Raw genomic sequence first — 22,328 nt, 5'->3', positions numbered from 1 at the left:
CCATTTCACAGATCCGGATGTCACCAATGCAAGAGCAATACGTTCCCCAATCCATAGAACCAGCAGTGCAAAAGCACTGGGATGCCAAGAAAACCTTCAAGGCGGTGGAGAAAGTAGACAAGGAAAAGTTCTACTGCCTCTCCATGTTCCCCTATCCGTCTGGTCGTCTACACATGGGGCACGTTCGCAACTACACCATAGGTGATGTGATCTCCCGTTATCAACGCCTCAATGGCAAGAACGTGCTGCAACCCATCGGTTGGGACGCATTCGGCCTGCCGGCGGAAAACGCCGCCATCAAGAACAACACGGCACCGGCGCCCTGGACCTACGAAAACATCGAATACATGAAGAACCAGCTGAAGATGCTGGGTCTGGGTTATGACTGGGATCGCGAGCTGGCCACCTGCAAGCCGGATTACTACCGCTGGGAGCAGTGGTTCTTCACCAAGCTCTACGAGAAGGGGCTGGTCTACAAGAAGACCTCCTCCGTCAACTGGTGCCCAAACGACATGACCGTACTGGCCAACGAGCAGGTTGTCGACAACTGCTGCTGGCGCTGTGACACCCCGGTGGAGCAGAAAGAGATCCCCCAGTGGTTCATCAAGATCACCGACTACGCCGAAGAGCTGCTGAACGATATCGACAATCTGGAAGGCTGGCCGGAGATGGTCAAGACCATGCAGCGCAACTGGATTGGCCGCTCCGAAGGGGTCAACATCAGCTTCGCCATCGAGGGTCAGGCTGAGCATCTGGAGGTCTACACCACCCGTCCGGACACCTTCATGGGCGTGACCTATGTCGGTATCGCCGCCGGCCACCCGCTGGCGCTACAGGCAGCCGAGAGTAACCCCGAGCTCGCCGCCTTTATCGAAGAGTGCAAGAACACCAAGGTGGCCGAAGCCGAGCTCGCCACCATGGAGAAGAAGGGCATGGCCACCGGCCTCTACGCCATTCACCCGCTGGATGGCCGCAAGGTGCCGGTCTGGGTCGCCAACTTCGTGCTGATGAACTACGGCACCGGCGCCGTGATGGCGGTACCGGGCCACGACCTGCGTGACCATGAGTTCGCCACCAAGTACGGTCTCGAGATCAAGCCGGTCATCAAGCCGATCGATGGCGAGCTGCCGAACGTGATCGACGCCGCCTACACCGACAAGGGCGTGCTGTTCAACTCTGGCGAGTTCGACGGCCTCGAGTTCCAGCCGGCTTTCGATGCCATCGCCAGCAAGCTGGAGAGCCTTGGCTGCGGCAAGCGCACCGTCAACTTCCGTCTGCGCGACTGGGGTGTCTCCCGTCAGCGCTACTGGGGTGCTCCCATCCCCATGCTGACCCTGGCCGACGGCACCGTAGTGCCGACCCCGGAAGACCAACTGCCGGTGCTGCTGCCGGAAGACGTCGTGATGGACGGCATCCAGAGCCCGATCAAGGCCGACGCCGAGTGGGCCAAGACCACTTACAACGGTCAGGAAGCGTTCCGCGAGACCGATACCTTCGACACCTTCATGGAGTCCTCCTGGTACTACGCCCGCTACTGCTCCCCGGACTACGACAAGGGCATGCTGGATCCGGCGGCGGCCAACCACTGGCTGCCGGTGGATCAGTACATCGGCGGCATCGAGCACGCCTGTATGCACCTGCTCTACGCCCGCTTCTTCCACAAGCTGCTGCGTGACGCAGGCCTGGTGAACAGCGACGAGCCGTTCAAGCGCCTGCTCTGCCAGGGCATGGTGCTGGCCGACGCCTTCTACTACAAAGACGAGAAGGGCGGCAACGTCTGGGTCAGCCCGACCGACGTCAAGGTGGAGCGTGACGAGAAGGGTCGCATCACCAAGGCCGTCGACAACGAAGGCCGTGAAGTCATTCACTCCGGCATGACCAAGATGTCCAAGTCCAAGAACAACGGCATCGACCCGCAGCTGATGGTGGAGCGTTACGGCGCCGATACCGTGCGTCTGTTCATGATGTTCGCCTCGCCGGCCGAGATGACCCTGGAGTGGTCCGACTCCGGCGTCGAGGGTGCCCAGCGCTTCCTGCGCCGTCTGTGGCGCATCACCTTCGAGCACGTCAGTGCCGGCGTAGCTCCCGCACTGAATGTGGCGGCACTCAGCGGCGACCAGAAGGCCGTGCGCCGCGAGCTGCACAAGACCATCGCCAAGGTGAGCGACGACGTGGGTCGCCGTCAGACCTTCAACACCGCCATCGCAGCCATCATGGAGCTGATGAACAACCTGGCCAAGCTGGGCAGCGACGAGCAGGATCGCGCCCTGATGCAGGAAGCGCTGGAAGCGGTCGTGGTCATGCTCTACCCCATCACCCCGCACATCGGCTTCGAGCTGTGGAAGATGCTGGGCAAGGGCGACGACGTGGATCACGCCACCTGGCCGGTGGCCGACGAAGCGGCCATGGTCGAGACCGAGAAGCTGGTGGTAGTGCAGATCAACGGCAAGATGCGCGGCAAGCTGACCGTGCCGGCCGAGATCAGCCAGGCCGACGTCGAGAAGCTGGCCATGGCCGATACCTCGGTCCAGAAGTTCACCGACGGTCTGACCGTGCGCAAGGTGATCTACGTGCCGGGCAAACTGCTCAACATCGTGGCCAACTGATGCCATACCGCCTGGCCATGCAGACTGACCGTCTGGTTGCCAGGTGGTAACAGCAAACGGATGATAACGGCGGGCCCTGCGCCCGCCGCTCTTCACTTCATGCAAAGAGGATTTTCTATGGGCACCACCCTCACTCGCTGGCTGACCATACTGCTGACCGGCCTGCTACTGCAGGCCTGCGGTTTTCAGATGCGCGGCACCGCCATCCCGCCCGAGTTGATGACCATGAAGGTGGTCGGTGACAACAAGAGCGATTTCTATCGGCTGGTCACCACCCGCCTCAAGGCGGCCGGCGTGCAGCTCGCCGACAAGGAGGGCATCCCGGTGCTGACCCTGTCCGGCGTCGGCAGCACCAGTCAGGTCGCCTCCGTCGACTCCATCGGCCAGGCCCGTGAATACGTGTTGGGCTACAACACCCAGTTCACCGTCTCCATGCCGGGCAAACCGACCCAGGTCTTCCCCATCGCCTTCAACCGCAGTTTCCTGAACAAGCCGGACGCGGCGCTCGCCTCCTCCCGCGAGCAGGAGCAGCTTGGCAAGGAGATGCAGGAGCAGGCCGCCAACCTGGTGATCCGCCAGCTCAGCCAGGTCAAGTTCTGATGCGAGTATCTTGATGAGAGTACGTTGATGAGAGTCTATCCCGAGCAGTTTGCGGATCACCTCAAAGCAGGGCTCAAGCCCTGCTATCTCATTTTTGGGGACGATCCCCTGTTCAAGAATGAGCAAGCCATCGACCGTGCATCCTTCCCCCTCAACCAGGCCAGGTTCTGATGCGGATTTACCCTGAACAACTCGCGGACCATCTCAAAGCAGGGCTCAAGCCCTGCTATCTCATTTTTGGGGACGAGCCCCTGCTCAAGCTGGAAGCCATCGATGCCGTGCGCCAGGTGGCGCGCAAACAGGGCTTCGATGAGCGCCACAGCTTCGTGGTGGAACAGGGACTGGACTGGAATCAGGTCTACGATGCCTGCCAGGCCATGAGCCTGTTCTCGGCCCGCCAGATCATCGAGCTGGAGCTGCCGGCCAAGGTCGACAAGGAGTTGGCCGCCCGCATCAGCGAGATCGGCAAGCAGCTGCACCCAGACCTGCTGCTGGTCCTGAGCGGTAATCGCCTCAACCAGACCCAGATGAAGGCAGCCTGGTTCGACAAGCTGAGCCAGAGCGGCACCTATGTGCCGGTCAACCACCCCGAGCCCCGCTTCTTTCCGCGCTGGATGAGCGCCCGCTTCCAGCGCTTCGGGCTGAAGGCGCTGCCGGATGCGGTCAACTTCATGTGCCACTCCTACGAGGGCAATCTGCTGGCCGCCAGCCAGGAGATAGAGAAGCTGACCCTGCTCTCGCCACCCCAGCCCATCAGCGTCGCCTATCTGCAGGAGACCATCATCCGCCACGCCCACTTCACCCCGTTCCAGCTCATCGACACCCTGCTGGAAGGGAAGGTGAACCGGGCACAGCGCATCCTGCTGGCCCTGCGCGCCGAGGGCACCGAGCCCGGCATGCTGGCCTGGGCCCTGTGCCGCGAGCTGGAGCAGCTCACCGAGCTGGCGCTGGCGGCCAGGGCCGGTCAGCCGCTGGTGGAGCACTTCTCCCGCCTGCGCATCTGGCAGAGCCGCCAGCAGCTCATTCAACAGGCGCTGACCCGGCTGCCCTTCGCCAAGCTGCAGCAGTTGTGGCAACTGATGGCCCGGCTCGACGACGCCCAGCGTCGCTTCGATACCGAGCAGGCCTGGCTGATGCTGCAGACCCTCGCCCTCGGTTTTCGCGATGGCACCCCCTTGCCGCTGGCAGGATCTGACACATGATCCAGCCCGTCGACATCCCGGCCGTCACCGGAGGGAACCCCATGTTGCAGCCGCCTATCGGCATTCTGGGGGGGACGTTCGATCCCATCCACATCGGTCACCTGCGCCCGGCCATCGAGGCCCGCGACGCTCTGGGCCTGGCCGAAGTGCGTCTGCTGCCGAACCATATTCCGCCCCACCGGGCCAGCCCCTTCTGCTCCAGCGAGCAGCGTTTGGCCATGGTCGCCCTGGCAGCGGCGGAAAACCCGGGCTTCGTGGTGGATGAGCGGGAGCTCAAGCGGGACACCCCCTCCTGGACCATCGACACCCTTATCGAGCTGCGTCATGAACTGCCGGACACCCCGCTCTGCTTTTTGATGGGGATGGACTCCCTGCTCGGCCTGCCGAGCTGGCATCGCTGGCAGGAGCTGCTTGATTACGCCCATCTGGTGGTGAGTACCCGCCCCGGCTGGCAGCAGGATTACCCGGCCGAGGTGGCCGAGCTGCTGGCCCGCCACCAGAGCCGGCAGGTGGCAGATCTGCACCGACTGCGCCACGGCCGCATCTGGCTGGCGGACAATCTGCCGGTCGAGCTGTCGGCCACCCGCTTGCGGGCCCTGCTGGCAACGGGCGCGGATCCCCACTATCTGCTGCCGCCGTCGGTGGCACAATACATCCGCCAGCAGGGGCTGTACCGGCCGGCATGAACCCGATCGCGGCCGGCGGTTGTCCGACACGGATCGCGCACTATAGTGATCAACAGGGGGCGAGTTTGCCAAGCGGGCACGGCCCCTGTTCCACTCCCCTTCGCCGCACTGGGAAACGGGAGTGACCATGATATAATCCGCCGCCCTCACGCCGTGAAAGCGCGCCGGAATACAGGAGAGACTCATTGCAAGGTCAAGAATTGCATGCCTTTATCGTCGACAAGATCGATGACATGAAAGGCCGCGACATCATCACCCTCGATGTACGCGGCAAATCCAGCATCACCGACACCATGATCGTCTGTTCCGGCAACTCCAGCCGTCACGTCAGCGCCATCGCCCACCATCTGGCCAGCGAGGCCCGCCATGCCGGGCTCGATCTGCTGAGCGTGGAAGGCCAGCTCACCGGCGAATGGGTACTGGTGGATCTGGGGTCGGTGATCGTGCACGTGATGCAGGATGAGCATCGCGACTTCTACCAGCTGGAAAAACTCTGGAGCGGCACCGCTCAAGTGAACGCGCAATAACCGAGTACATGTGTAATAAGCGATGAAGATCCAGTTGATTGCGGTGGGCACCAAGATGCCCGCCTGGGTAGAGCATGGCTTCGAAGAGTATCGTCGTCGTTTCCCCAAAGACATGCCGTTCGAGCTGGTCGAGATCGGCGCCGGCAAACGTGGCAAAAATGCCGACATCCCCCGCATTCTGCAAAAAGAGGGGGAAGCCATGCTGGCGGCGGCCGGTCGTTCGCGTATCGTGACCCTGGATATTCCCGGCAAACCCTGGACCACCGAGCAGCTCGCCGTGCAGCTGGAAGCCTGGAAGCTGGATGGCCGCGATGTGGCCCTGCTGGTGGGCGGCCCTGAAGGGCTGTCGCCCGAGTGCAAGGCTGCCGCCGAGCAGAGCTGGTCGCTGTCGCCGCTGACCCTGCCCCACCCGCTGGTGCGGGTGCTGGTGGCCGAAAGCCTCTATCGCGCCTGGAGCATCACAACCAATCATCCGTATCACAGAGAGTGAACCATGCGTTATTCCAGCATCACCCTCGCATACCCGTATCACAGAGAGTGAGCCATGCACTATTCCAGCATCACCCTCACATACCCGTATCACAGAGAGTGGGACATGCACTATTCCAGCATCACCCTCACATACCCGTATCACAGAGAGTGGGACATGCACTATTCCAGCATCACCCTCGCATACCCGAATCACAGAGAGTGAGCCATGCACTATTCCAGCATCAGCATCCCCCTCTCAAACCAGAATCACAGAGCGTGAGCATGCACATCTGCACCCCGTTTCTCACCTGCTCGACAGTCATAAGGTAGCGGCATGCTGAAGAATCGCATCGAGATGCGCGACCACAGCGCCGAGGGTCGCCTCTTCTTCCGACGTACCCTGGTCGCCTACATCGGCATGATAGTGCTGATGCTGGTGTTGCTGGGCAACCTCTATTACCTGCAGGTCGAGTCTTACGACACCTACCAGACCCGCTCCAACGACAACCGCATCCGGGTGGTGCCGGTGGCACCGCCACGCGGCCTCATCTATGACGCCAACGGCGTGCTATTGGCGGAGAACCGCCCGGTCTACAGCCTGGAGATAGTGCCGGAAGAGACCAAGGATCTGGAGAAGACCGCCGACGAGCTGATCGCCCTGCTGAAGCTGCCGGAGGGAACCAAGGAGAAGTTCCTGGCCGAGGTCAAGCGCCAGCGCCGCTTCAAGCCGGTGGCCCTGTTCGAGAAGCTGACCGAGTATCAGGTCGCCCTCTTCTCGGTCAACCAGCACAACTACCCCGGGGTCAGCATCGAGGCCTACCTCAAGCGCTACTATCCGTTTGGCGACACCCTCACCCATGCGCTGGGCTATGTGGCCAAGATCAACACCCGCGACGTGGAGCGCCTCGACAAGGAGGACAAGCTCGCCAACTATGCCGCCACCAAGGACATCGGCAAGCAGGGGGTGGAGAAGTACTACGAGGATCAGCTGCACGGCGTGGCGGGCTACCAGGAGGTCGAGGTCAACAACCGCGGCCGGGTGGTGCGTACCCTCAAGTTCCAGCCGCCCGAGCCCGGCAAGGACATCTACCTCAACATCGACATCCGCCTGCAGCTCAAGGCGCAGGAGTTGCTGGCCGGCCGCCGGGGCGCCATCGTGATGATGGATCCCAATACCGGCGCCATTCTGGCCATGGAGTCGAGCCCGAGCTATGACCCCAACCTGTTCGTGACCGGCATCTCCAGCGCCAACTACTCGGCGCTGCTCAACGATCCGGCAAGGCCACTGGTGAACCGCACCACCCAGGGCATCTATGCCCCCGCCTCCACCGTCAAGCCCATGATGGCGGTGATGGGGCTCAACGAGGGGGCCATCACCCCCAACTACCGCTACTTCGGCGGCCCCAGCTTCTCCATCCCCGGCACCACCAAGAAGTTCCGAGACTGGCGCCGCTGGGGTCACGGCTGGCTCGACGTCTACCGCGCCATCGAAGTGTCGGCGGATACCTACTTCTACGATCTCGCCTACCGGGTCGGCATCGACAAGATCAACAGCTACATGACCAAGTTCGGCTTCGGTCAGTACAGCGGCGTCGATCTGTACGAGGAGACCAAGGGGGTGATGCCGTCACGCGACTGGAAGATGGCCCGCTGGCGCCAGCCCTGGTATCAGGGTGACACCATCTCCATCGGCATCGGCCAGGGCTACTGGAGCGCCACCCCGATCCAGCTGGCCAAGGCGATCAGCATCCTGACCCAGAACGGCCACGACGTGACGCCGCACCTGCTCAAGAGCACAGCCTCCATCGATGGCGTGGTCAATGCCCCCATCAACCCGAACATGGCCATCCAGACCAAGAGCGACAGCTACTGGCAAGTGGCCAAGGACGGCATGTGGCGGGTCATCAACGGTCACGAGGGGACGGGTCGGCGCGCCTTTGCCAACACCCCCTACAAGGCGGCAGGCAAGTCCGGTACCGCCCAGGTGGTGGGGCTGAAGGAGAACCAGGTCTACAACGCGGCCACCACCAAGGTGGAGCACCGCGACAACGCCCTGTTCGTCTCGTTCGCCCCGTTCGAAGCACCCAAGGCGGTCGTCGCCCTGGTACTGGAAAACGCCGGTGGCGGCAGCAGCATGGCCGCTCCGGTGGCCCGCCAGATGCTGGATGCCTACCTGCTGCCACCGGAGCCGCAACTGCCGCCGGCGCCGGCCAAGAAGCCCCAATCTGAAGAGGTCGCTCCTCATGAGTAATTCCGCTCGCCAGCAGAGCATCTGGTACAAGCTGCACATCGACTTGCCGCTGCTGCTCGGCCTGCTGACCCTGATGTCCCTCTCCATGGTGGTGCTCTACTCCGCCTCCGGCCAGGACGTCGACTCCATCGTGCGCCAGCTGGTGCGCGGCGGGCTGGCGTTCGCCCTGATGATCGGCATGGCCCAGCTGCCCCCCTCCCTCTATGCCCGCTGGTCGGTGCCGCTGTTCGTGGTGGTGGTGCTGCTGCTGGTCGCGGTGGACGTGTTCGGTCATATCGGCAAGGGGGCCCAGCGCTGGCTGGACCTCGGCTTCATGAAGTTTCAGCCCTCCGAGGTGATGAAGCTCTCCATGCCCATCATGGTGGCTGCCTGGCTCAGCCGCCACTCGCTGCCGCCCAAGTTCAGCCACCTGGTGCTGAGTCTCATCATGGTGCTGCTGCCAACCCTGCTGATCGCGGCCCAGCCTGACCTCGGCACCTCCATCCTGGTAGCCGCCTCCGGCTTCTTCGTCATCTTTCTGGCGGGGATCAGCTGGTGGCTGATCGGGCTGGCGGTGCTGCTCATCTGCGCCTTCATGCCGGTTCTCTGGTTCTTCCTGATGCACGACTACCAGCGCCAGCGGGTGCTGATGCTGCTGGACCCGGAGAAGGACCCGCTCGGTCGCGGCTATCACATCATCCAGTCCAAGATAGCCATCGGCTCCGGCGGCGTGTTCGGCAAGGGCTGGCTGCAGGGCACCCAGTCCCAGCTGGAGTTCCTGCCAGAGCGCCACACCGACTTCATCTTCGCGGTGTTCAGCGAGGAGTTCGGCCTGGTGGGCGTGGCCCTCCTGCTGGTGATCTATCTCTACATCATCAGTCGCTGCCTGTTTATCTCCATGCAGGCCCAGAACAGCTTCGAGCGCCTGCTGGGCGGTGCCCTGACCCTCACCTTCTTCGTCTACGTGTTCGTCAACATGGGCATGGTGAGCGGCATACTACCCGTGGTGGGGGTCCCCCTGCCGCTGGTGAGCTACGGCGGTACCTCCATGGTGACCCTGATGGCCGGCTTCGGCATCCTGATGTCCATCCAGACCCACAGAAGGCTGCTGGCCTGATGAGACTGGCCGGTGTGCTGCTCTCGCTCGTTGCCCTGACCGCAGTGGCGGCCGTCGAGCCCCCGGGGCTCGCCCGGCTCGCTGAGCAGCAACAGGTGCCGCTGGCCGAGCTGCAGGCCGCCGCGGCCCAGGCCAGCTTGCGCCAGGAGGTGCTCGACACCATCAGCCGCCCCTGGGAGGCTAAACCCTGGCACCGCTACCGGCCGCTGTTCATCACCCCGGAGCGGATCCGGGACGGCGTCGACTTCTGGCAACGCCACGCCGCTACCCTGGCGCGGGCCGAACACACCTACCAGGTGCCGGCGTCGCTCATCGTCGCCATCATCGGCATCGAGACCTTCTACGGCCGCCAGATGGGCCGCCATCCGGTGCTCGACAGCCTCTATACCCTGGGCTTCCACTACCCCGAACGGGCAGACTTCTTTGCCAAGGAGTTTGCCCAGCTGGTGCTGCTTGCCCGGGAAGAGAAGTGGCCACTCACCCGCCTGAAGGGTTCCTATGCCGGCGCCATGGGGATGGGTCAGTTCATGCCCTCCAGCTATCGCCACTACGCAGTCGACTTCGACGGCGACGGCAAGCGCGATCTGTTCGCCAATCCGGTGGATGCCATCGGCAGCGTTGCCCACTATTTTGCCGAGCACCAGTGGCGCTGGGGGGAGTCGCCGGTCGAACCCGCCTTGATCGGGCTGGCGCCAGTGGGTACCCTGCTGGGGCCTGCCCCCGAGCTGACCCAGACCTGGGCCGAGCTGGCCACCGCAGGCATTGAACTCGCCACCCCTCTGGCACCCGACACGCCGGTGAAACTGCTGGCATTGGAACAGGCCGATGGACCGGAATACTGGGTCGCGCGCCACAATTTTTACGTGATCACCCGCTATAACCGCAGCCCGCTCTATGCGATGGCGGTGCATCAACTCAGTCAAGCAATCCAGGACGCGTATGCATTACAGCCACAAACTTCTCCCGCTCAGCCTGACCTTGTTGCTGGCCGCCTGTAGCAGCCAGCCGGAACAGCTTCCCCCGCCTCCCGAACCGGTCCAGCCGGAAAAACCCCAGGTCATCGAGATCCCGCAGGCCACCGGCGCCATCCCGCGCCCCGAGCCCCTGAGCGCCAGCGGCAACCGTGACTACTGGATTGGCAAGCAGAAGAACGAGGTGTGGCGCGACATCAAGCACTACAGCGAAGAGGGGACCGCCAGCTGGCTGGCGCAGGATCTGGACGGCCAGAAGACCGCCAACGGCGATGTGCAGGACAGCAAGCTGTTCAGCGCCGCCCACCGCAACCTGCCGCTGCCAAGCTATGTGCGGGTCACCAACCTGGACAACGGGCTGGAGACCATAGTACGCGTCAACGATCGCGGCCCCTTCGGCAGCGACCGGCTGATCGATCTCTCCCATGCGGCCGCCAAGCAGCTGGAGATGGTGGAAGGGGGCGAGGCACGGGTGCGGGTCGAGCTCATCAACGACACCCCGGACCAGATGGTGATCATGGCCCCCATGAAGCCCATCGAGATGACGCCGACCACGCCAGCAGCTACTGCGGCCCCCGCCGCTCAGGACGGCTTCGTCGGCCAGCCCACCGAACTGGCCATGGCTACACCGGCCCCCGTCAAGGCTCCGGTCGCCAAACCCGCCAAACCGGCAGCGGCCAAAGCGGCCGCGCCCGCCAGCAGCGGCGAGGGCAAGATGATCCAGGTGCTGGCCAGCGGCTCGCAGGCGCGGGCCGAGGCGATGGGCAAGGTGATGACCCAGCGCCATGGGGTGCCCTACCAGGTGGCGGCCCACGGTGCCATCTTCCGGGTCCTGCTGGGACCGGTCCCCGCCGCTCAGCAGACCGCCCTGCTCGAACAGATCCGTCAGGGGGGGCTGGAGCAAGCCTTCATCGTCCCCTGATAGCGGGGTGGCTCAGCCAGCATGAACCACCGCCAACCGCCCGCCATCACGTCGTTTCCCGGCGTGATGGCGGCAACGGATGGATAAAAAACCAGGCCAGATGGCACGTCGGGCTTTGACCGACGGTCGCTTCTGGTATAGTGAAGCCCGCATTTTTAACTTGGGTTACCCCAACCAGGCTCCAGGAATTTCAAGATGTCCAAATTTGCCCGTTCAGTTATTCTGGCCTCCCTGATAAGCGCCACCGCTCAGGCCAACACGCCTGTACCGACCCCGAACGCCAACCCCGTGGTCGTTCCCGCCGCGCCGGAGATCTCCGCCAAGGCCCATATTCTGATCGACTACTACTCGGGTCAGGTGCTGGCCGAGCAGAACGCCGAAGAGCGTCTGCCGCCCGCCAGTCTGACCAAGATGATGACCTCCTACATCATCGGCCAGGAGCTGCTGAAGGGGAACATCAAGCGCACCGACATGGTGACCATCAGCCAGAACGCCTGGTCCAAGAACTACTCCGACTCCTCCAAGATGTTCATCGAGGTGGGCAAGCAGGTCTCGGTCGATGATCTCAACAAGGGTATCATCATCCAGTCCGGCAACGACGCCTGCGTCGCCATGGCCGAATTCCTGGCCGGCAGCACCGACTCCTTCGCCAGCCTGATGAACAGCTGGGCCGCCAAGCTCGGCATGAACGACAGCCACTTCATGAACCCGCACGGTCTGGATGCGGAAGGTCACTACAGTACCGCCCACGACATGGCCCGTCTGGGTCAGGCCCTGATCCGCGATCTGCCTGAGGAGTACAAGATCTACTCCCAGAAATCCTTCGTGTTCAACGGCATCACCCAGCACAACCGCAACCGTCTGCTGTGGGATCAATCCCTGCAAGTGGATGGCATCAAGACCGGCCACGTCAGCCAGGTCGGCTACAACCTGGTCTCCTCCGCCACCAACAACGAAGGCATGCGCCTGATCGCCGTGGTACTGGGCGCCAGCAGCGAGGGTTCCCGCGCCGCCGAGAGCAAGAAACTGCTCACCTATGGCTTCCGTTTCTTCCAGAGCCTGACCCCGTACAAGGCCGGCACCGAGCTGGTGACCCAGAAGATCTGGATGGGCGACAAGTTTGAAGTGAAACTGGGCGTCGACAAGGACGTCTCCGTGCTGGTCACCCGTGGCCAGGGCAACAACCTCAAGGCTGACTTCCAGCTCGAAAGCGAGCTGAAGGCACCGCTGGCCAAGGGCCAACGGGTCGGTACCGTGTTCCTCAAGCAAGGCGACAAGGAGATCAAGCAGGTTCCGCTGGTCGCCCTGGAAGAGGTGCAAGAGGGTGGCCTGATGAGCCGTCTGTGGGATTACCTGGTGATGCTGGTCTCCAGCTGGTTCAAGTAACCTGCGCACAAACCTGACCAAACAGCGGCGCCAACAGGCGCCGCTGCTGTCTTTTGCGGTCGGGCCAGTCAATAACCCTGCAATCTGCAGGTTCCGCCGACTGACGATTTGTGGTAAAAAGCAGCACCTCCATGCCTCGTCTGCCAGACCGGACCTTGATCCCGGCCTGGGCAATGCCCATATACACTTGAGCAGTGCCCGCCACAGACGGGTAGATGGCGGCCCTGATGGGCCATCGGCCACTAGCCACAAGCGATGAAGTCGTCCCGTGACGACACCAAAAGGTGAGTAAATGAATACCAAGTTTGATGAACTGCTGGAGTTCCCCTGCAAGTTCCCGTTCAAGGTGCTCGGCGTTGCCGACCCGGCGCTGCCGGACATGGTGGTGGAAGTGCTGCAGCAGCACGCCCCCGGTACCTACAGCCCGACCGTGCAGCCCAGCTCCAAGGGCAACTACCACTCGGTCCGGGTCACTGTGACCGCCCAGAGCAAGGAACATATCGAAGCCATGTATACCGCACTCGGTAACATAGAGCTGGTTCGCTACGTCCTGTAAGTCGCCTCTCTCGCCCCGCCACCGGGGCGACTGATTATTTGCCAGCCGGCTGTCGTGGCCGCGCTGGCCGACCCCAGCGCCTGTCAGTGAGGAAAGATGTCACTCCAAAACCCCGCCGAATCACCATCGTCAGCCCCCCGGCTGCTGGTCAGACAGCTGGGCCGCCGTCCCTACCAGCCGGTATGGGATGCCATGAAGGCCTTCACCGACAGCCGTACCCCCGATACCCCGGACGAGTTCTGGGTGGTGGAGCACGATCCCGTCTACACCCAGGGTCAGGTCGGCAAGGCCGAACATCTGCTCGCCCCCGGCGACATCCCGGTGGTGCAGAGCGATCGCGGTGGTCAGGTGACCTATCACGGCCCCGGCCAGCTGGTGCTCTACGTGCTGGTGGATGTGCGTCGCAGCAAGCTGACGGTGCGCGAGCTGGTGACCTGCCTCGAGACCGCCATCATCAACACCCTGGCCAAGAGCGGGATTGAGGCTTATGCCAAACCCGATGCCCCCGGCGTCTACGTGAAGAACCAGCTCGGCGCCTCGCTGCAGACAGAAGCCAAACTGGCCTCGCTCGGCCTGCGCATCCGCAAGGGTTGCTCGTTCCACGGCCTGGCCCTCAACGTCAACATGGACATGACCCCCTTCCTGCGCATCAATCCGTGCGGCTATGCGGGCATGGCCATGACCCAGACCAGCGCCCTGGGCGGCCCGCAGAGCGTGGCCGAGGCGCAAGCGATGCTGGTGGCCGAACTGGCCAGCCTGATCGGCTATGAGACAATCACGAATACCGAAGAGGCGGCATGAGCGAGCCCATGCTGCCTGGCCATGAGGGCACCAAGATGACCCTGGTGGCTATCAACCAGACAATAACAAACACCGAGAGTGAATCATGAGCAAACCCGTTCGTATGGAGCCGGGCGTCAAGCTGCGCGATGGCGACAAGATGGCCCTGATCCCGGTGAAATTCATGCCGGATCCCAACGAGGAAGTGCTGCGCAAGCCGGACTGGATGCGGATCAAGCTGCCGCCGTCGAGCCAGAAGATCGAGCACATCAAGAGCACCCTGCGCAAGAACAAGCTGCACTCAGTGTGTGAGGAGGCCTCCTGCCCCAACCTGGCGGAGTGCTTCAACCACGGCACCGCCACCTTCATGATCATGGGCGCCATCTGTACCCGTCGCTGCCCCTTCTGCGACGTGGCCCACGGCCGCCCGCTGGCGCTCGATCCGGACGAGCCGAAGAAGCTGGCGCTGACCATCAAGGAGATGGGGCTGAAATACGTGGTGATCACCTCGGTGGACCGCGACGATCTGCGCGACGGCGGTGCCCAGCACTTCGCCGACTGCATCAAGCAGATCCGCGAGCACAGCCCGCAGACCCGCATCGAGATCCTGACCCCGGACTTCCGCGGCCGGATGGAGCAGGCGCTGGAAGTGTTCCGCGAGACCCCGCCTGACGTGTTCAACCACAACCTGGAAACCGCCCCGCGCATGTACCGGGTCGCCCGTCCGGGTGCCGACTACAAGTGGTCGCTGGAGCTGCTGCGCCGCATCAAGGAGATGCACCCCCATGTGCCGACCAAGTCCGGCGTCATGATGGGCCTGGGCGAAACCAACGAAGAGATCGTGCAGGTACTCAAGGACTTGCGCGAACACGGCGTCAACATGCTGACCCTGGGCCAGTATCTGCAGCCAAGCCGCCACCACCTGCCGGTGAAGCGCTACGTGCCGCCCGCAGAGTTCGACGAGCTCAAAGATGTGGCCATGGGGCTGGGTTTCTCCCACGCCGCCTGCGGTCCCTTCGTCCGCTCCTCCTACCATGCGGACCTGCAAGCCAAGGGCGAAGAGGTGAAATAACCTCCTCCTGGTCAAAAAAGAGCGCCCAAAGGCGCTCTTTTTTATGGGCCGGCCGCAGGCGGACGCCGCTCCGGCTGCCGACCACAGCCAACGCCGTTTGCACTCACTTCGCCGCCGGGTTAACGTGAGCCTCCCTTCTCCCCTTGAGTGATCTGCAGGATGCCGACACCGCTTATCCGCTTGCTGCCCATGAGCGAGCAGCACTACCCCGCCTATTGCGCCTGCTTCATCGAGGAGTACGCGCAGGATCTCGCCAGCAACCAGGGCCACGATCTCGCCACCGCCCGCCACAAGGCCGAGGCCTCCCTGCAGCGCTATCTGCCGCAAGGGGTGGCCAGCGCCGGCCACAGCCTGCTCTGCATCCTGCCCGCAGAGGGAGCAGTTGCCCCCGCCGACGAGGAGCCACTGGGTTATCTCTGGCACGCCATCGACAGCGACGGCGCCGCCACCTTTATCTATGACTTCTATGTCGCGCCGGCCCACCGCAGCCGGGGGATCGGCAAGGCCGCCATGGCGCTGCTGGAAGCCGAGCTCAGGCGCAGCGGCATCCGCCAGATCACCCTGCGGGTCGCCCACGACAACCCGCGCGCCCTGGCGCTTTACCAGGAGGCGGGCTTCTCCATCACCGGCTACAACATGGCCAAACGGCTGGGTTGAACGGTTTATCCCGCCCTTGTACCACCCGGACAGGGGCGTGCCACCACCCGGCTGGCGCTGATATGATGAGGCCGCCCCGGCCCGCGTCGCTGCGCACGTCCTGTTTGTTCCCTGTCGCCCCGTTTCAGGATCCTGCTTATGTCGCACACCCGCGTCTTCATCGTGCACGGCTATACCGCCTCCCCCCACTCCCACTGGTTCCCCTGGCTCAAGGCGCAGCTCGAAGCCCGCGATATCCGGGTCGAGGTGCTGGCCATGCCTGATCCCCACCATCCGCAACCCGCCGCCTGGGACGCCGCCATGGACAGCCTGGTGCGGGATCACGATGAACGGACCTTTTTGCTGGGCCACAGCCTCGGCTGCATCACCATCTTGCGCCAGCTGAGCCGCCTGCCCGCCTCCCGCCGGGTGGGCGGGATCCTGCTGGTATCCGGCTTCGATCAGCCGCTGCACACCCTGCCTGAGCTGGATCCCTTCATGACCCAGGGTTACGAGCCGGCCCACATCATGGCGCTGGCGCCCCGACGGGTCGTGGTTGCCTCCCGCGACGATGCCATCGTGCCCTATCGCTACTGCCAGCACCTGAGCGAACAGCTGGCCGCGCCGCTCTACAGCCTGGAGCATGGCGGTCACTTCCTCGATCGGGACGGTTTTCTGGAGCTGCCACTGGTACACGACCGGCTGCTGGGGATGATCGAGGACCAATAGATGGCAAAACGGCCACTTGCGTGGCCGTTGTTACACCCATTCGGCTAAAGCGAGATGCCGGAAAAAGACATGAAGCCGAGCGACATCAGCCCGGCCACGATGAAGGTGATGCCGATGCCGCGCAGTCCCTCTGGCACATCCGAATACTTCATCTTCTGGCGCAGACCGGCGATGGCGACAATGGCCAGCAGCCAGCCCAGCCCTGAGCCAGCCCCGTACACCACGGATTCGATAAAGTCGTAATCCCGCTGGGCCATGAACATCACCCCGCCGAAGATGGCGCAATGCACCGTCAGCAGCGGCAGATAGATGCCCAGCGCGTGATAGAGCGCCGGGAAATGTTTGTCGAGCACCATCTCCATCACCTGCACCAGTGCCGCCAGTACCCCGATATAGACGATGAAATCGAGAAAGCTCAGATCAAACTCGCCGAGGAAGGTACTCTCGGGACGCAGGATATGACGGTAGATCAGGTTGTTGAGGGGAATGGCGATCACCATGACCACCAGCACCGTCATGCCAAGGCCGAAGGCGGTGTTGATGTTCTTGGAAACGGCCAGGAAGGTGCACATGCCAAGGAAGAAGGCCAGCGCCAGGTTTTCGACAAAAATCGAGTGAATAAACAGGTTTACATAATAATCCATCGGGTCGGCTCACAAGGTGTACGGGGTGGGAGCCGCCTTCGTGCTCGCCGGCGGGCAGGCATGAAGACGGTGCAAGGAGGGCACCGGACCGCACGGGCATGCCTTCGCGGCGGACATCAATCAGCGAGGGAGAAAGCCTTGGGCGGACGGGCGCTCAGCAAGCAGCCAGGTACGAGTCGCTGTGGCAGAAACGAAATTGCAGGTGATGGCAGCTCAAGCGCCACCGGTGCAGATAACCGAAGTAGTCGCTCAGTTGCCTTAGGTAGATGAGGGGCAGGAAGAACAGCAGGCCGCAGAGCAGGCCGAGGATATCGTGCTGGAACCAGGCCAGCAGCACCTGATAGAGCTCGGCTTGAGCGGCCCCTTCCAGCCGTCGCCCCTGCTCGAAGCTGAGCCGCCACTGGCCGCCCGGCGGCAGGCTGACGCTGTTGACAAGCCCTGGATCGGCTGGCTCATGCAACTGCATCGAGGCGCCCTGGCCGACCGTAGCCTGACGTACGGCGGCACCGACCTCTGCCGCGGCGAAGGCGGCAAGCCACAGAAGGCAGGCGATGGCGAGGGCCATCAGCCAGGTCGAGCGTCGGCCAGCGAGTGACAAGCGGGGAGTCCCTTCTTGAAAAGAGGATTCAGCGAGGCCGAATATATCACAATTCATCTTTTTCTTGAATTTGAAACCCTGCAAACACTCACGAATCGATACTAAAAACCCTCGTTATCAATAAAGCTGGCAATTAAAAACCACAATGAACGCAAGGAGCACTCTCTTTGCCCTCACAGTGCCCCTCACGCCTGCACAAAGGCCGGGTGGTAGCACACTTCGCCACGGGGCATGGCGGCGCCGAACGAGCGGGCCATGAAGTACTCCGCCGGCACGCCGGGCAGCGTCAACCCCGGCTCGGACACGAAGCCGAAACGGCCGTAGAAACCGGGATCCCCCAGCACCACGCAGCCGGCCGCCCCCATCCCCTCGAGCTGTGCCAGACCCGCCTCCATCAGCCTTGACCCCAGCCCCTTGCCGTGCAGCGCAGGAGAGACCGAAATGGGGCCAAGACCATACCAGTGCGGGCTGCCATCACTGATGGTCACCGGCGAGAAGCAGAGGTGGCCGACCACCCGCCTCTCCTGCTCCGCCACCAGCGACAGACTGAGTGCCCCGGCCTGGCGCAGGTCGCGCACGATCCGCTGCTCGTTGTGATCGGTATGGGGCGCATTGAGGAACGCGGCCATGGTCAACGCCTCAATGGCGTCGTGATCGGCACCCGTTTCGGGCCGAATGAGGATGTTCATAGGTTTTCTCCGTTTGTTCTCTTGCAATGGATGGCCTGATCAGACTGCCTGCAGGCAGCAGATCACATAGCCGTAGCAGCCCAGGTATTGACGGTGCATGGCCACTTCCCGGCTCAGATCCTGCCAGGCTGGGCTATCCCCCAGCTCGGCGCGATGGCGCGCCAGATTGCGTTCGATGGGGTCCAGATAGTTGTGCCAGGCCCTTTGCGGCAACGGGGTGTGCGACAGACAGCGATAACCCGCCTCTTGCACCGTCTTCAGCAGGCCCGCCAGGGTCTGCATGGCGGGATAATCCCGTTGCCAGAACGCCAGTGCCTCCTCTGGCGGCGTGTCCGTCAGCCATACCAGGTCGCTCAGCACCAGGCAGGCAGCAGGGCCGGCAAGGTACGGCCGCCATGCTTGCAAGGCGTTGGCCACCCCTATGGTGTAGGCACTCCCCTCGGCCCAGATGAGATCGGCGGGGGCAAGTTCCATGGGCAAGTCCGCCATATTGGCGCACAGGGTGGTGACCTGACCCAGACCCGCCGCACTGGCGCTGCGGGCCACGGCGGCCAGCGCCTCCTCGTCCAGATCGATGGCCACTATGGTGGCGTCCGTCAGCTGTGCCAGCGCCAGGGTGGCGGCGCCGCGCCCGCAGCCCATGTCGAGGATCCGGCGAGGCTGGCTGGGCAGCGCGGCAAATTGCTGCTGGGTGAAGAGGCTATCGCCCGCCCCCCAATAGCTCATGCCGTCCAGCAGCAGCTTGAAATCCCGGATATAACGTTCATGTTCATTCATGTCTTTGCTGAGCCACTGCAGGTGGTAACGCGCTTTTTCACTGAATCCCTGCTTCATCACCCAGGCAAAGTAGGCCTGCGGGGCTTGATGCTGCAGTTGCCGCTGCCAGGCCTTGAACTCGTCGCCGGAGTGCGCACGCAAACCGGCGAGATCCGCTAGCAGATCCCGGGCGCGTTGCATCCGCGCCAGCTCTTCATCCAGCTCCCTGACCCGGGCTTCCAGCGTTGCCTGCTCCAGCTCGCCCGCCAGGCAGGCGAGGCACTGCTTGAGGCTGAGCCCGCCGGCCTGCAGGGCCTGTACCATCCGCAGCCGCTGCAGATCGTCATCGTCGTAGTGGCGATAGCCGTTGGCGCCCCTCGTGCCCGCAATCACCCCCAGCTTCTCGTAATAGAGCAGGGTGGAGCGGGCCAGGCCGCAGCGCCGGGCCAGTTCGGATATTTTCATGACAACCACTCGCTGAGGGGTCCGTGACCCGATGAAGGGAAGCTTAAACTGTGAAGCAATAGACGGGTCAACGACAACATCCGGGTTCACACCATAAAAAAACGGCCACCCTGAGGTGGCCGTCATCGACAGCAAGAGAGACTCGCGGGAATCAGAGGCCGGCGGCTTCCAGATGCTCCACCAGCAGCTGCACGCTGCGGTTGCCGCGCCACTCGTTGACGTCGAGCCGGTAGACCAGCCGCACCCGCTTCACCGAGGCATCGGGCCAGCGCTGCAAGTCGACGCCAAAGGCGATGGCATCCACCGCGTGGCCGGAATCCGTGGTCAGCATCATCTTGAGGTGCTTCTCCCCCACCAGCCGCTGCTGCACCAGCACGAATTCCCCGTCAAACAGCGGCTCGGGAAAGGCCTGACCCCAGGGGCCGGAGGCGCGGATCAGCTCCGCCAGCTCGAGGGTGAGCTCGTCCGGCAGCAGCTCGCCGTCGGTGAGCAGCACCCCGGTCAAGAGCTCAGGGGTCACCAGCTCGCCGATGACCGCCTCGAAGGCCCGGCCGAAGGCCTCGATATTGGCCTTGGGCAGGGTCAACCCGGCCGCCATGGCGTGGCCGCCAAACTTGCCCATCAAGCCGGGGTGGCGGGTATCGAGCAGTTCCAGCGCATCGCGCAGGTGCACCCCCGGGATGGAGCGCCCGGATCCCTTGAGCTCGGTCTCGCTGCTCTCGGCAAAGGCGATGACCGGGCGGTAGTACTTCTCCTTCACCTTGGAGGCCACCAGCCCCACCACCCCCTGATGCCACTCATCCCGGTGCAGCACGATGCCGGAGGGCACCTCGCCGTCACGAAAACGGATCTGCTCCAGGGTGGCGAGCGCTTCCTGCTGCATCCCCTGCTCGATCTCCTTGCGCTCCTGGTTGAGGCTGTCCATTTCGGAGGCGAACTGGCGCGCCAGGTTGATGTCGTCACAGAGCAGACAGGCGACCCCGAGGGACATGTCATCGAGCCGGCCCACCGCGTTGAGGCGCGGCCCCAGCGCAAAGCCGAGATCGGCAGCGCACAGGCGACGACCGTCGCGGCCCGACACATCCACCAGCGCCTGGATGCCGGGGCGACAACGGCCGGCCCGGATCCGCTGCAACCCCTGATGAACCAGGATGCGGTTGTTGCCATCGAGCGCCACCACGTCGGCCACGGTGCCGAGGGCCACCAGATCCAGGTAATCCGCCACGTTGGGGGCGCGCAGCCCCTGGCGCTCATACCAGCCGCTCTGGCGCAGATGGGTGTTGAGGGCCGCCATCAGATAGAAGGCGACCCCGACCCCGGCCAGGGACTTGGAGGGGAAGTCGCAGCCATGCTGGTTGGGGTTCACTATCGCGTCGGCGTCAGGCAGCTCCTGACCCGGCAAATGGTGATCGGTAACCAGTACCTGCATGCCTGCCGCCTTGGCCGCCGCCACCCCGGCGATGCTGGAGATGCCGTTGTCCACCGTGATCAGGAACTCGGCGCCGCGGGCCACCGCCAGCTCGACGATCTCCGGGGTGAGGCCATAGCCGAACTCGAAGCGATTGGGCACCAGAAAATCGATGTGGTGCCCCCCCATGGCGCGCAAGGCCAGCACGCACAAGGCCGAGCTGGTGGCGCCGTCGCAGTCGAAGTCACCGACGATGAGAATGCGTTTTTGCGCCGTCAGCGCCTCGGCCAGCAGCGGCACCGCCTGCGCCATGCCGAACAGACGCTGGGGCGGCAGCAGCTGGTTGGCGCTGCGCTCCAGCAGGGCAGGGTCTTCTACCCCGCGGCTGGCGAAGATCTGGCGAAGCAGCGGGTGCAGGGTGGCGGGCAGATGGGAATCATCAACTCGCGGACGACGACGGATTTGCAGGGGCATTGATGTGATCCAGTATCTTGAGCAGTTGTTCGGGGCTCTGGTAACCACGCACCAGATCACCATTGGGCAGGACCCAGCTCGGTGACGCCTTGATCCCGAGCCATTGGCTCAGGCCGATATGATGGGCAAGGATCGCATTACAGCCGCTCTCAGGCAAACGATCGCTGAAGTTGAGTTCGCGCAGCAGCCCGGGATCGCACCAGCTAGCCTGATCCGAGGCGGCGACAGGCGCAGGCAGCAGTTGCACGCTCACGCCCCTCGCCTGCAAGCGGGGCAATTCCTCCAGCGCGATGCGGCAAGGACCGCAGGCGAGATCGGTAAACAGGGTGAGGCGGTGGCGTTCAGGGGTGGCCTTGAGCCAGAGCCGGGCCTCCCCTATCTGGGAGAGCGCCAGCCTGCGTTGCTGCTGCTGGCTGAGCCGGGTGAGGTTTCTCATCTCGTGGGCCAGATCCAGCATGGAGCCCTGCAGCACATAGTCTCCCCTGGCATCGCTGTAGAGCAGTCCCTGGGCCGTGCCCAGCAGATAGAGGCCCGGCATGGGGGTCTCGTCCACCAGGTAGACCTGCACACCGAGGCGCTGCTCTATGGTCTGTTTCAACACATGGGGGTCCATCCCCGCGCTGGCCGCAAAAGCGCACAGCAGCATCATTCCCAGCAGTAAATATCGCATCAGCTCATTCACTTGGCATGATTGAATGGCCTCATAAGGTAACCCAGACAATTCCCTCTCCCAAAGACCTTAATTAGTGATCGATTAATAACGTCCGCAAGAAAAAATCACGGGATGACAGGTTGCCAATCGG

Annotated in this window: 23 protein-coding genes; 17 read left to right on the top strand and 6 right to left on the bottom strand. The window is 63.3% G+C overall.

Translation table 11 applies throughout. From position 1 onward, the window contains the following. Nucleotides 1–26: 26 nt before the first annotated feature. The 17 genes from leuS (at nucleotide 27) to PG881_RS00920 (ending at nucleotide 16,491) form a co-directional block, all read left to right on the top strand. The gene (leuS, locus tag PG881_RS01000; protein WP_270797793.1) at nucleotides 27–2,606 is read left to right on the top strand and encodes a leucine--tRNA ligase; all 2,580 of its coding nucleotides are present in this window, start codon (nucleotides 27–29) and stop codon (nucleotides 2,604–2,606) included. A gap of 117 nt (nucleotides 2,607–2,723) precedes the next feature. Beyond that, nucleotides 2,724–3,206: an LPS-assembly lipoprotein LptE gene (locus tag PG881_RS00995; protein WP_016351676.1), complete on the top strand. Its 483-nt coding sequence runs from the start codon at nucleotides 2,724–2,726 to the stop codon at nucleotides 3,204–3,206. Between the two features lie 27 nt (nucleotides 3,207–3,233). Next, nucleotides 3,234–3,377 carry a hypothetical protein gene (locus PG881_RS00990; protein WP_045789187.1) on the top strand — a complete coding sequence of 48 codons (144 nt, stop codon included), beginning with the start codon at nucleotides 3,234–3,236 and terminating at the stop codon, nucleotides 3,375–3,377. After that, nucleotides 3,377–4,408, top strand: a complete 1,032-nt coding sequence (gene holA / locus PG881_RS00985) for a DNA polymerase III subunit delta (RefSeq protein ID WP_270797792.1) — start codon at nucleotides 3,377–3,379, stop codon at nucleotides 4,406–4,408. Before PG881_RS00990 ends, holA begins: the two co-directional genes overlap by 1 nt. 41 nt (nucleotides 4,409–4,449) lie before the next feature. Beyond that, nucleotides 4,450–5,094 carry a nicotinate-nucleotide adenylyltransferase gene (nadD, locus tag PG881_RS00980; RefSeq protein WP_270797862.1) on the top strand — a complete coding sequence of 215 codons (645 nt, stop codon included), beginning with the start codon at nucleotides 4,450–4,452 and terminating at the stop codon, nucleotides 5,092–5,094. A 185-nt stretch (nucleotides 5,095–5,279) separates the two neighbouring features. Next, complete coding sequence (gene rsfS, locus PG881_RS00975) at nucleotides 5,280–5,621, top strand: ribosome silencing factor (protein ID WP_011707026.1); 342 nt, start codon at nucleotides 5,280–5,282, stop codon at nucleotides 5,619–5,621. A 22-nt stretch (nucleotides 5,622–5,643) separates the two neighbouring features. Then, nucleotides 5,644–6,111 (top strand): 23S rRNA (pseudouridine(1915)-N(3))-methyltransferase RlmH, encoded by a 468-nt coding sequence (gene rlmH / locus PG881_RS00970; protein WP_005298242.1) that lies wholly within the window; start codon nucleotides 5,644–5,646, stop codon nucleotides 6,109–6,111. 315 nt (nucleotides 6,112–6,426) lie between these two features. Then, a complete protein-coding gene (mrdA, locus tag PG881_RS00965) occupies nucleotides 6,427–8,343 on the top strand; it encodes a penicillin-binding protein 2 (protein WP_016351679.1) in 1,917 nt (638 codons plus the stop codon). Then, complete coding sequence (gene rodA, locus PG881_RS00960) at nucleotides 8,336–9,439, top strand: rod shape-determining protein RodA (RefSeq protein WP_016351680.1); 1,104 nt, start codon at nucleotides 8,336–8,338, stop codon at nucleotides 9,437–9,439. The genes mrdA and rodA overlap by 8 nt, the downstream gene beginning before the upstream one ends. Then, nucleotides 9,439–10,437, top strand: coding sequence for a lytic murein transglycosylase B (gene mltB, locus PG881_RS00955; protein WP_270797791.1), 999 nt, complete (start codon nucleotides 9,439–9,441; stop codon nucleotides 10,435–10,437). Before rodA ends, mltB begins: the two co-directional genes overlap by 1 nt. After that, nucleotides 10,379–11,332, top strand: coding sequence for a septal ring lytic transglycosylase RlpA family protein (locus PG881_RS00950; protein ID WP_270797790.1), 954 nt, complete (start codon nucleotides 10,379–10,381; stop codon nucleotides 11,330–11,332). Before mltB ends, PG881_RS00950 begins: the two co-directional genes overlap by 59 nt. Before the next feature lie 195 nt (nucleotides 11,333–11,527). After that, nucleotides 11,528–12,718 carry a D-alanyl-D-alanine carboxypeptidase family protein gene (locus tag PG881_RS00945; protein ID WP_270797789.1) on the top strand — a complete coding sequence of 397 codons (1,191 nt, stop codon included), beginning with the start codon at nucleotides 11,528–11,530 and terminating at the stop codon, nucleotides 12,716–12,718. Between the two features lie 292 nt (nucleotides 12,719–13,010). Continuing rightward, the gene (gene ybeD / locus PG881_RS00940; protein WP_005298227.1) at nucleotides 13,011–13,274 is read left to right on the top strand and encodes a DUF493 family protein YbeD; all 264 of its coding nucleotides are present in this window, start codon (nucleotides 13,011–13,013) and stop codon (nucleotides 13,272–13,274) included. Nucleotides 13,275–13,370: 96 nt separating this feature from the next. Continuing rightward, on the top strand, nucleotides 13,371–14,075 hold the full coding sequence (gene lipB / locus PG881_RS00935; protein ID WP_270797788.1) for a lipoyl(octanoyl) transferase LipB: 705 nt from the start codon (nucleotides 13,371–13,373) through the stop codon (nucleotides 14,073–14,075). Between the two features lie 85 nt (nucleotides 14,076–14,160). Continuing rightward, a complete protein-coding gene (gene lipA / locus PG881_RS00930; RefSeq protein ID WP_011707035.1) occupies nucleotides 14,161–15,126 on the top strand; it encodes a lipoyl synthase in 966 nt (321 codons plus the stop codon). A 159-nt stretch (nucleotides 15,127–15,285) separates the two neighbouring features. Then, on the top strand, nucleotides 15,286–15,783 hold the full coding sequence (locus PG881_RS00925) for a GNAT family N-acetyltransferase (protein WP_270797787.1): 498 nt from the start codon (nucleotides 15,286–15,288) through the stop codon (nucleotides 15,781–15,783). 138 nt (nucleotides 15,784–15,921) lie between these two features. Next, entirely contained in the window at nucleotides 15,922–16,491 is a 570-nt protein-coding gene (locus tag PG881_RS00920) for an RBBP9/YdeN family alpha/beta hydrolase (RefSeq protein ID WP_016351685.1), read from the top strand. Nucleotides 16,492–16,535: 44 nt separating this feature from the next. Here PG881_RS00920 and nqrE read toward each other — a convergent pair whose 3' ends face one another. The 6 genes from nqrE to PG881_RS00890 all read right to left on the bottom strand — a co-directional run bounded on the left by nqrE (nucleotide 16,536) and on the right by PG881_RS00890 (nucleotide 22,195). Beyond that, the gene (gene nqrE / locus PG881_RS00915; protein WP_011707038.1) at nucleotides 16,536–17,135 is read right to left on the bottom strand and encodes an NADH:ubiquinone reductase (Na(+)-transporting) subunit E; all 600 of its coding nucleotides are present in this window, start codon (nucleotides 17,133–17,135) and stop codon (nucleotides 16,536–16,538) included. Between the two features lie 154 nt (nucleotides 17,136–17,289). Continuing rightward, a complete protein-coding gene (locus tag PG881_RS00910) occupies nucleotides 17,290–17,733 on the bottom strand; it encodes a hypothetical protein (protein ID WP_270797786.1) in 444 nt (147 codons plus the stop codon). 185 nt (nucleotides 17,734–17,918) lie between these two features. After that, complete coding sequence (locus PG881_RS00905; protein WP_270797785.1) at nucleotides 17,919–18,422, bottom strand: GNAT family N-acetyltransferase; 504 nt, start codon at nucleotides 18,420–18,422, stop codon at nucleotides 17,919–17,921. A gap of 39 nt (nucleotides 18,423–18,461) precedes the next feature. Then, on the bottom strand, nucleotides 18,462–19,643 hold the full coding sequence (locus tag PG881_RS00900; RefSeq protein WP_270797784.1) for a MerR family transcriptional regulator: 1,182 nt from the start codon (nucleotides 19,641–19,643) through the stop codon (nucleotides 18,462–18,464). A 151-nt stretch (nucleotides 19,644–19,794) separates the two neighbouring features. Next, nucleotides 19,795–21,525 (bottom strand): single-stranded-DNA-specific exonuclease RecJ, encoded by a 1,731-nt coding sequence (recJ, locus tag PG881_RS00895; protein WP_104452440.1) that lies wholly within the window; start codon nucleotides 21,523–21,525, stop codon nucleotides 19,795–19,797. Then, on the bottom strand, nucleotides 21,491–22,195 hold the full coding sequence (locus PG881_RS00890; protein WP_042014491.1) for a disulfide isomerase DsbC N-terminal domain-containing protein: 705 nt from the start codon (nucleotides 22,193–22,195) through the stop codon (nucleotides 21,491–21,493). The genes recJ and PG881_RS00890 overlap by 35 nt, the downstream gene beginning before the upstream one ends. Nucleotides 22,196–22,328 lie beyond the last annotated feature (133 nt).

Origin of the sequence: Aeromonas sp. QDB54 (genome assembly GCF_027707385.1) — a bacterium.
Lineage (GTDB): Bacteria > Pseudomonadota > Gammaproteobacteria > Enterobacterales > Aeromonadaceae > Aeromonas > Aeromonas hydrophila.
The sequence above is the reverse complement of the archived record's forward strand: the minus strand, read 5'-3'. Positions and strand labels throughout refer to the sequence as shown.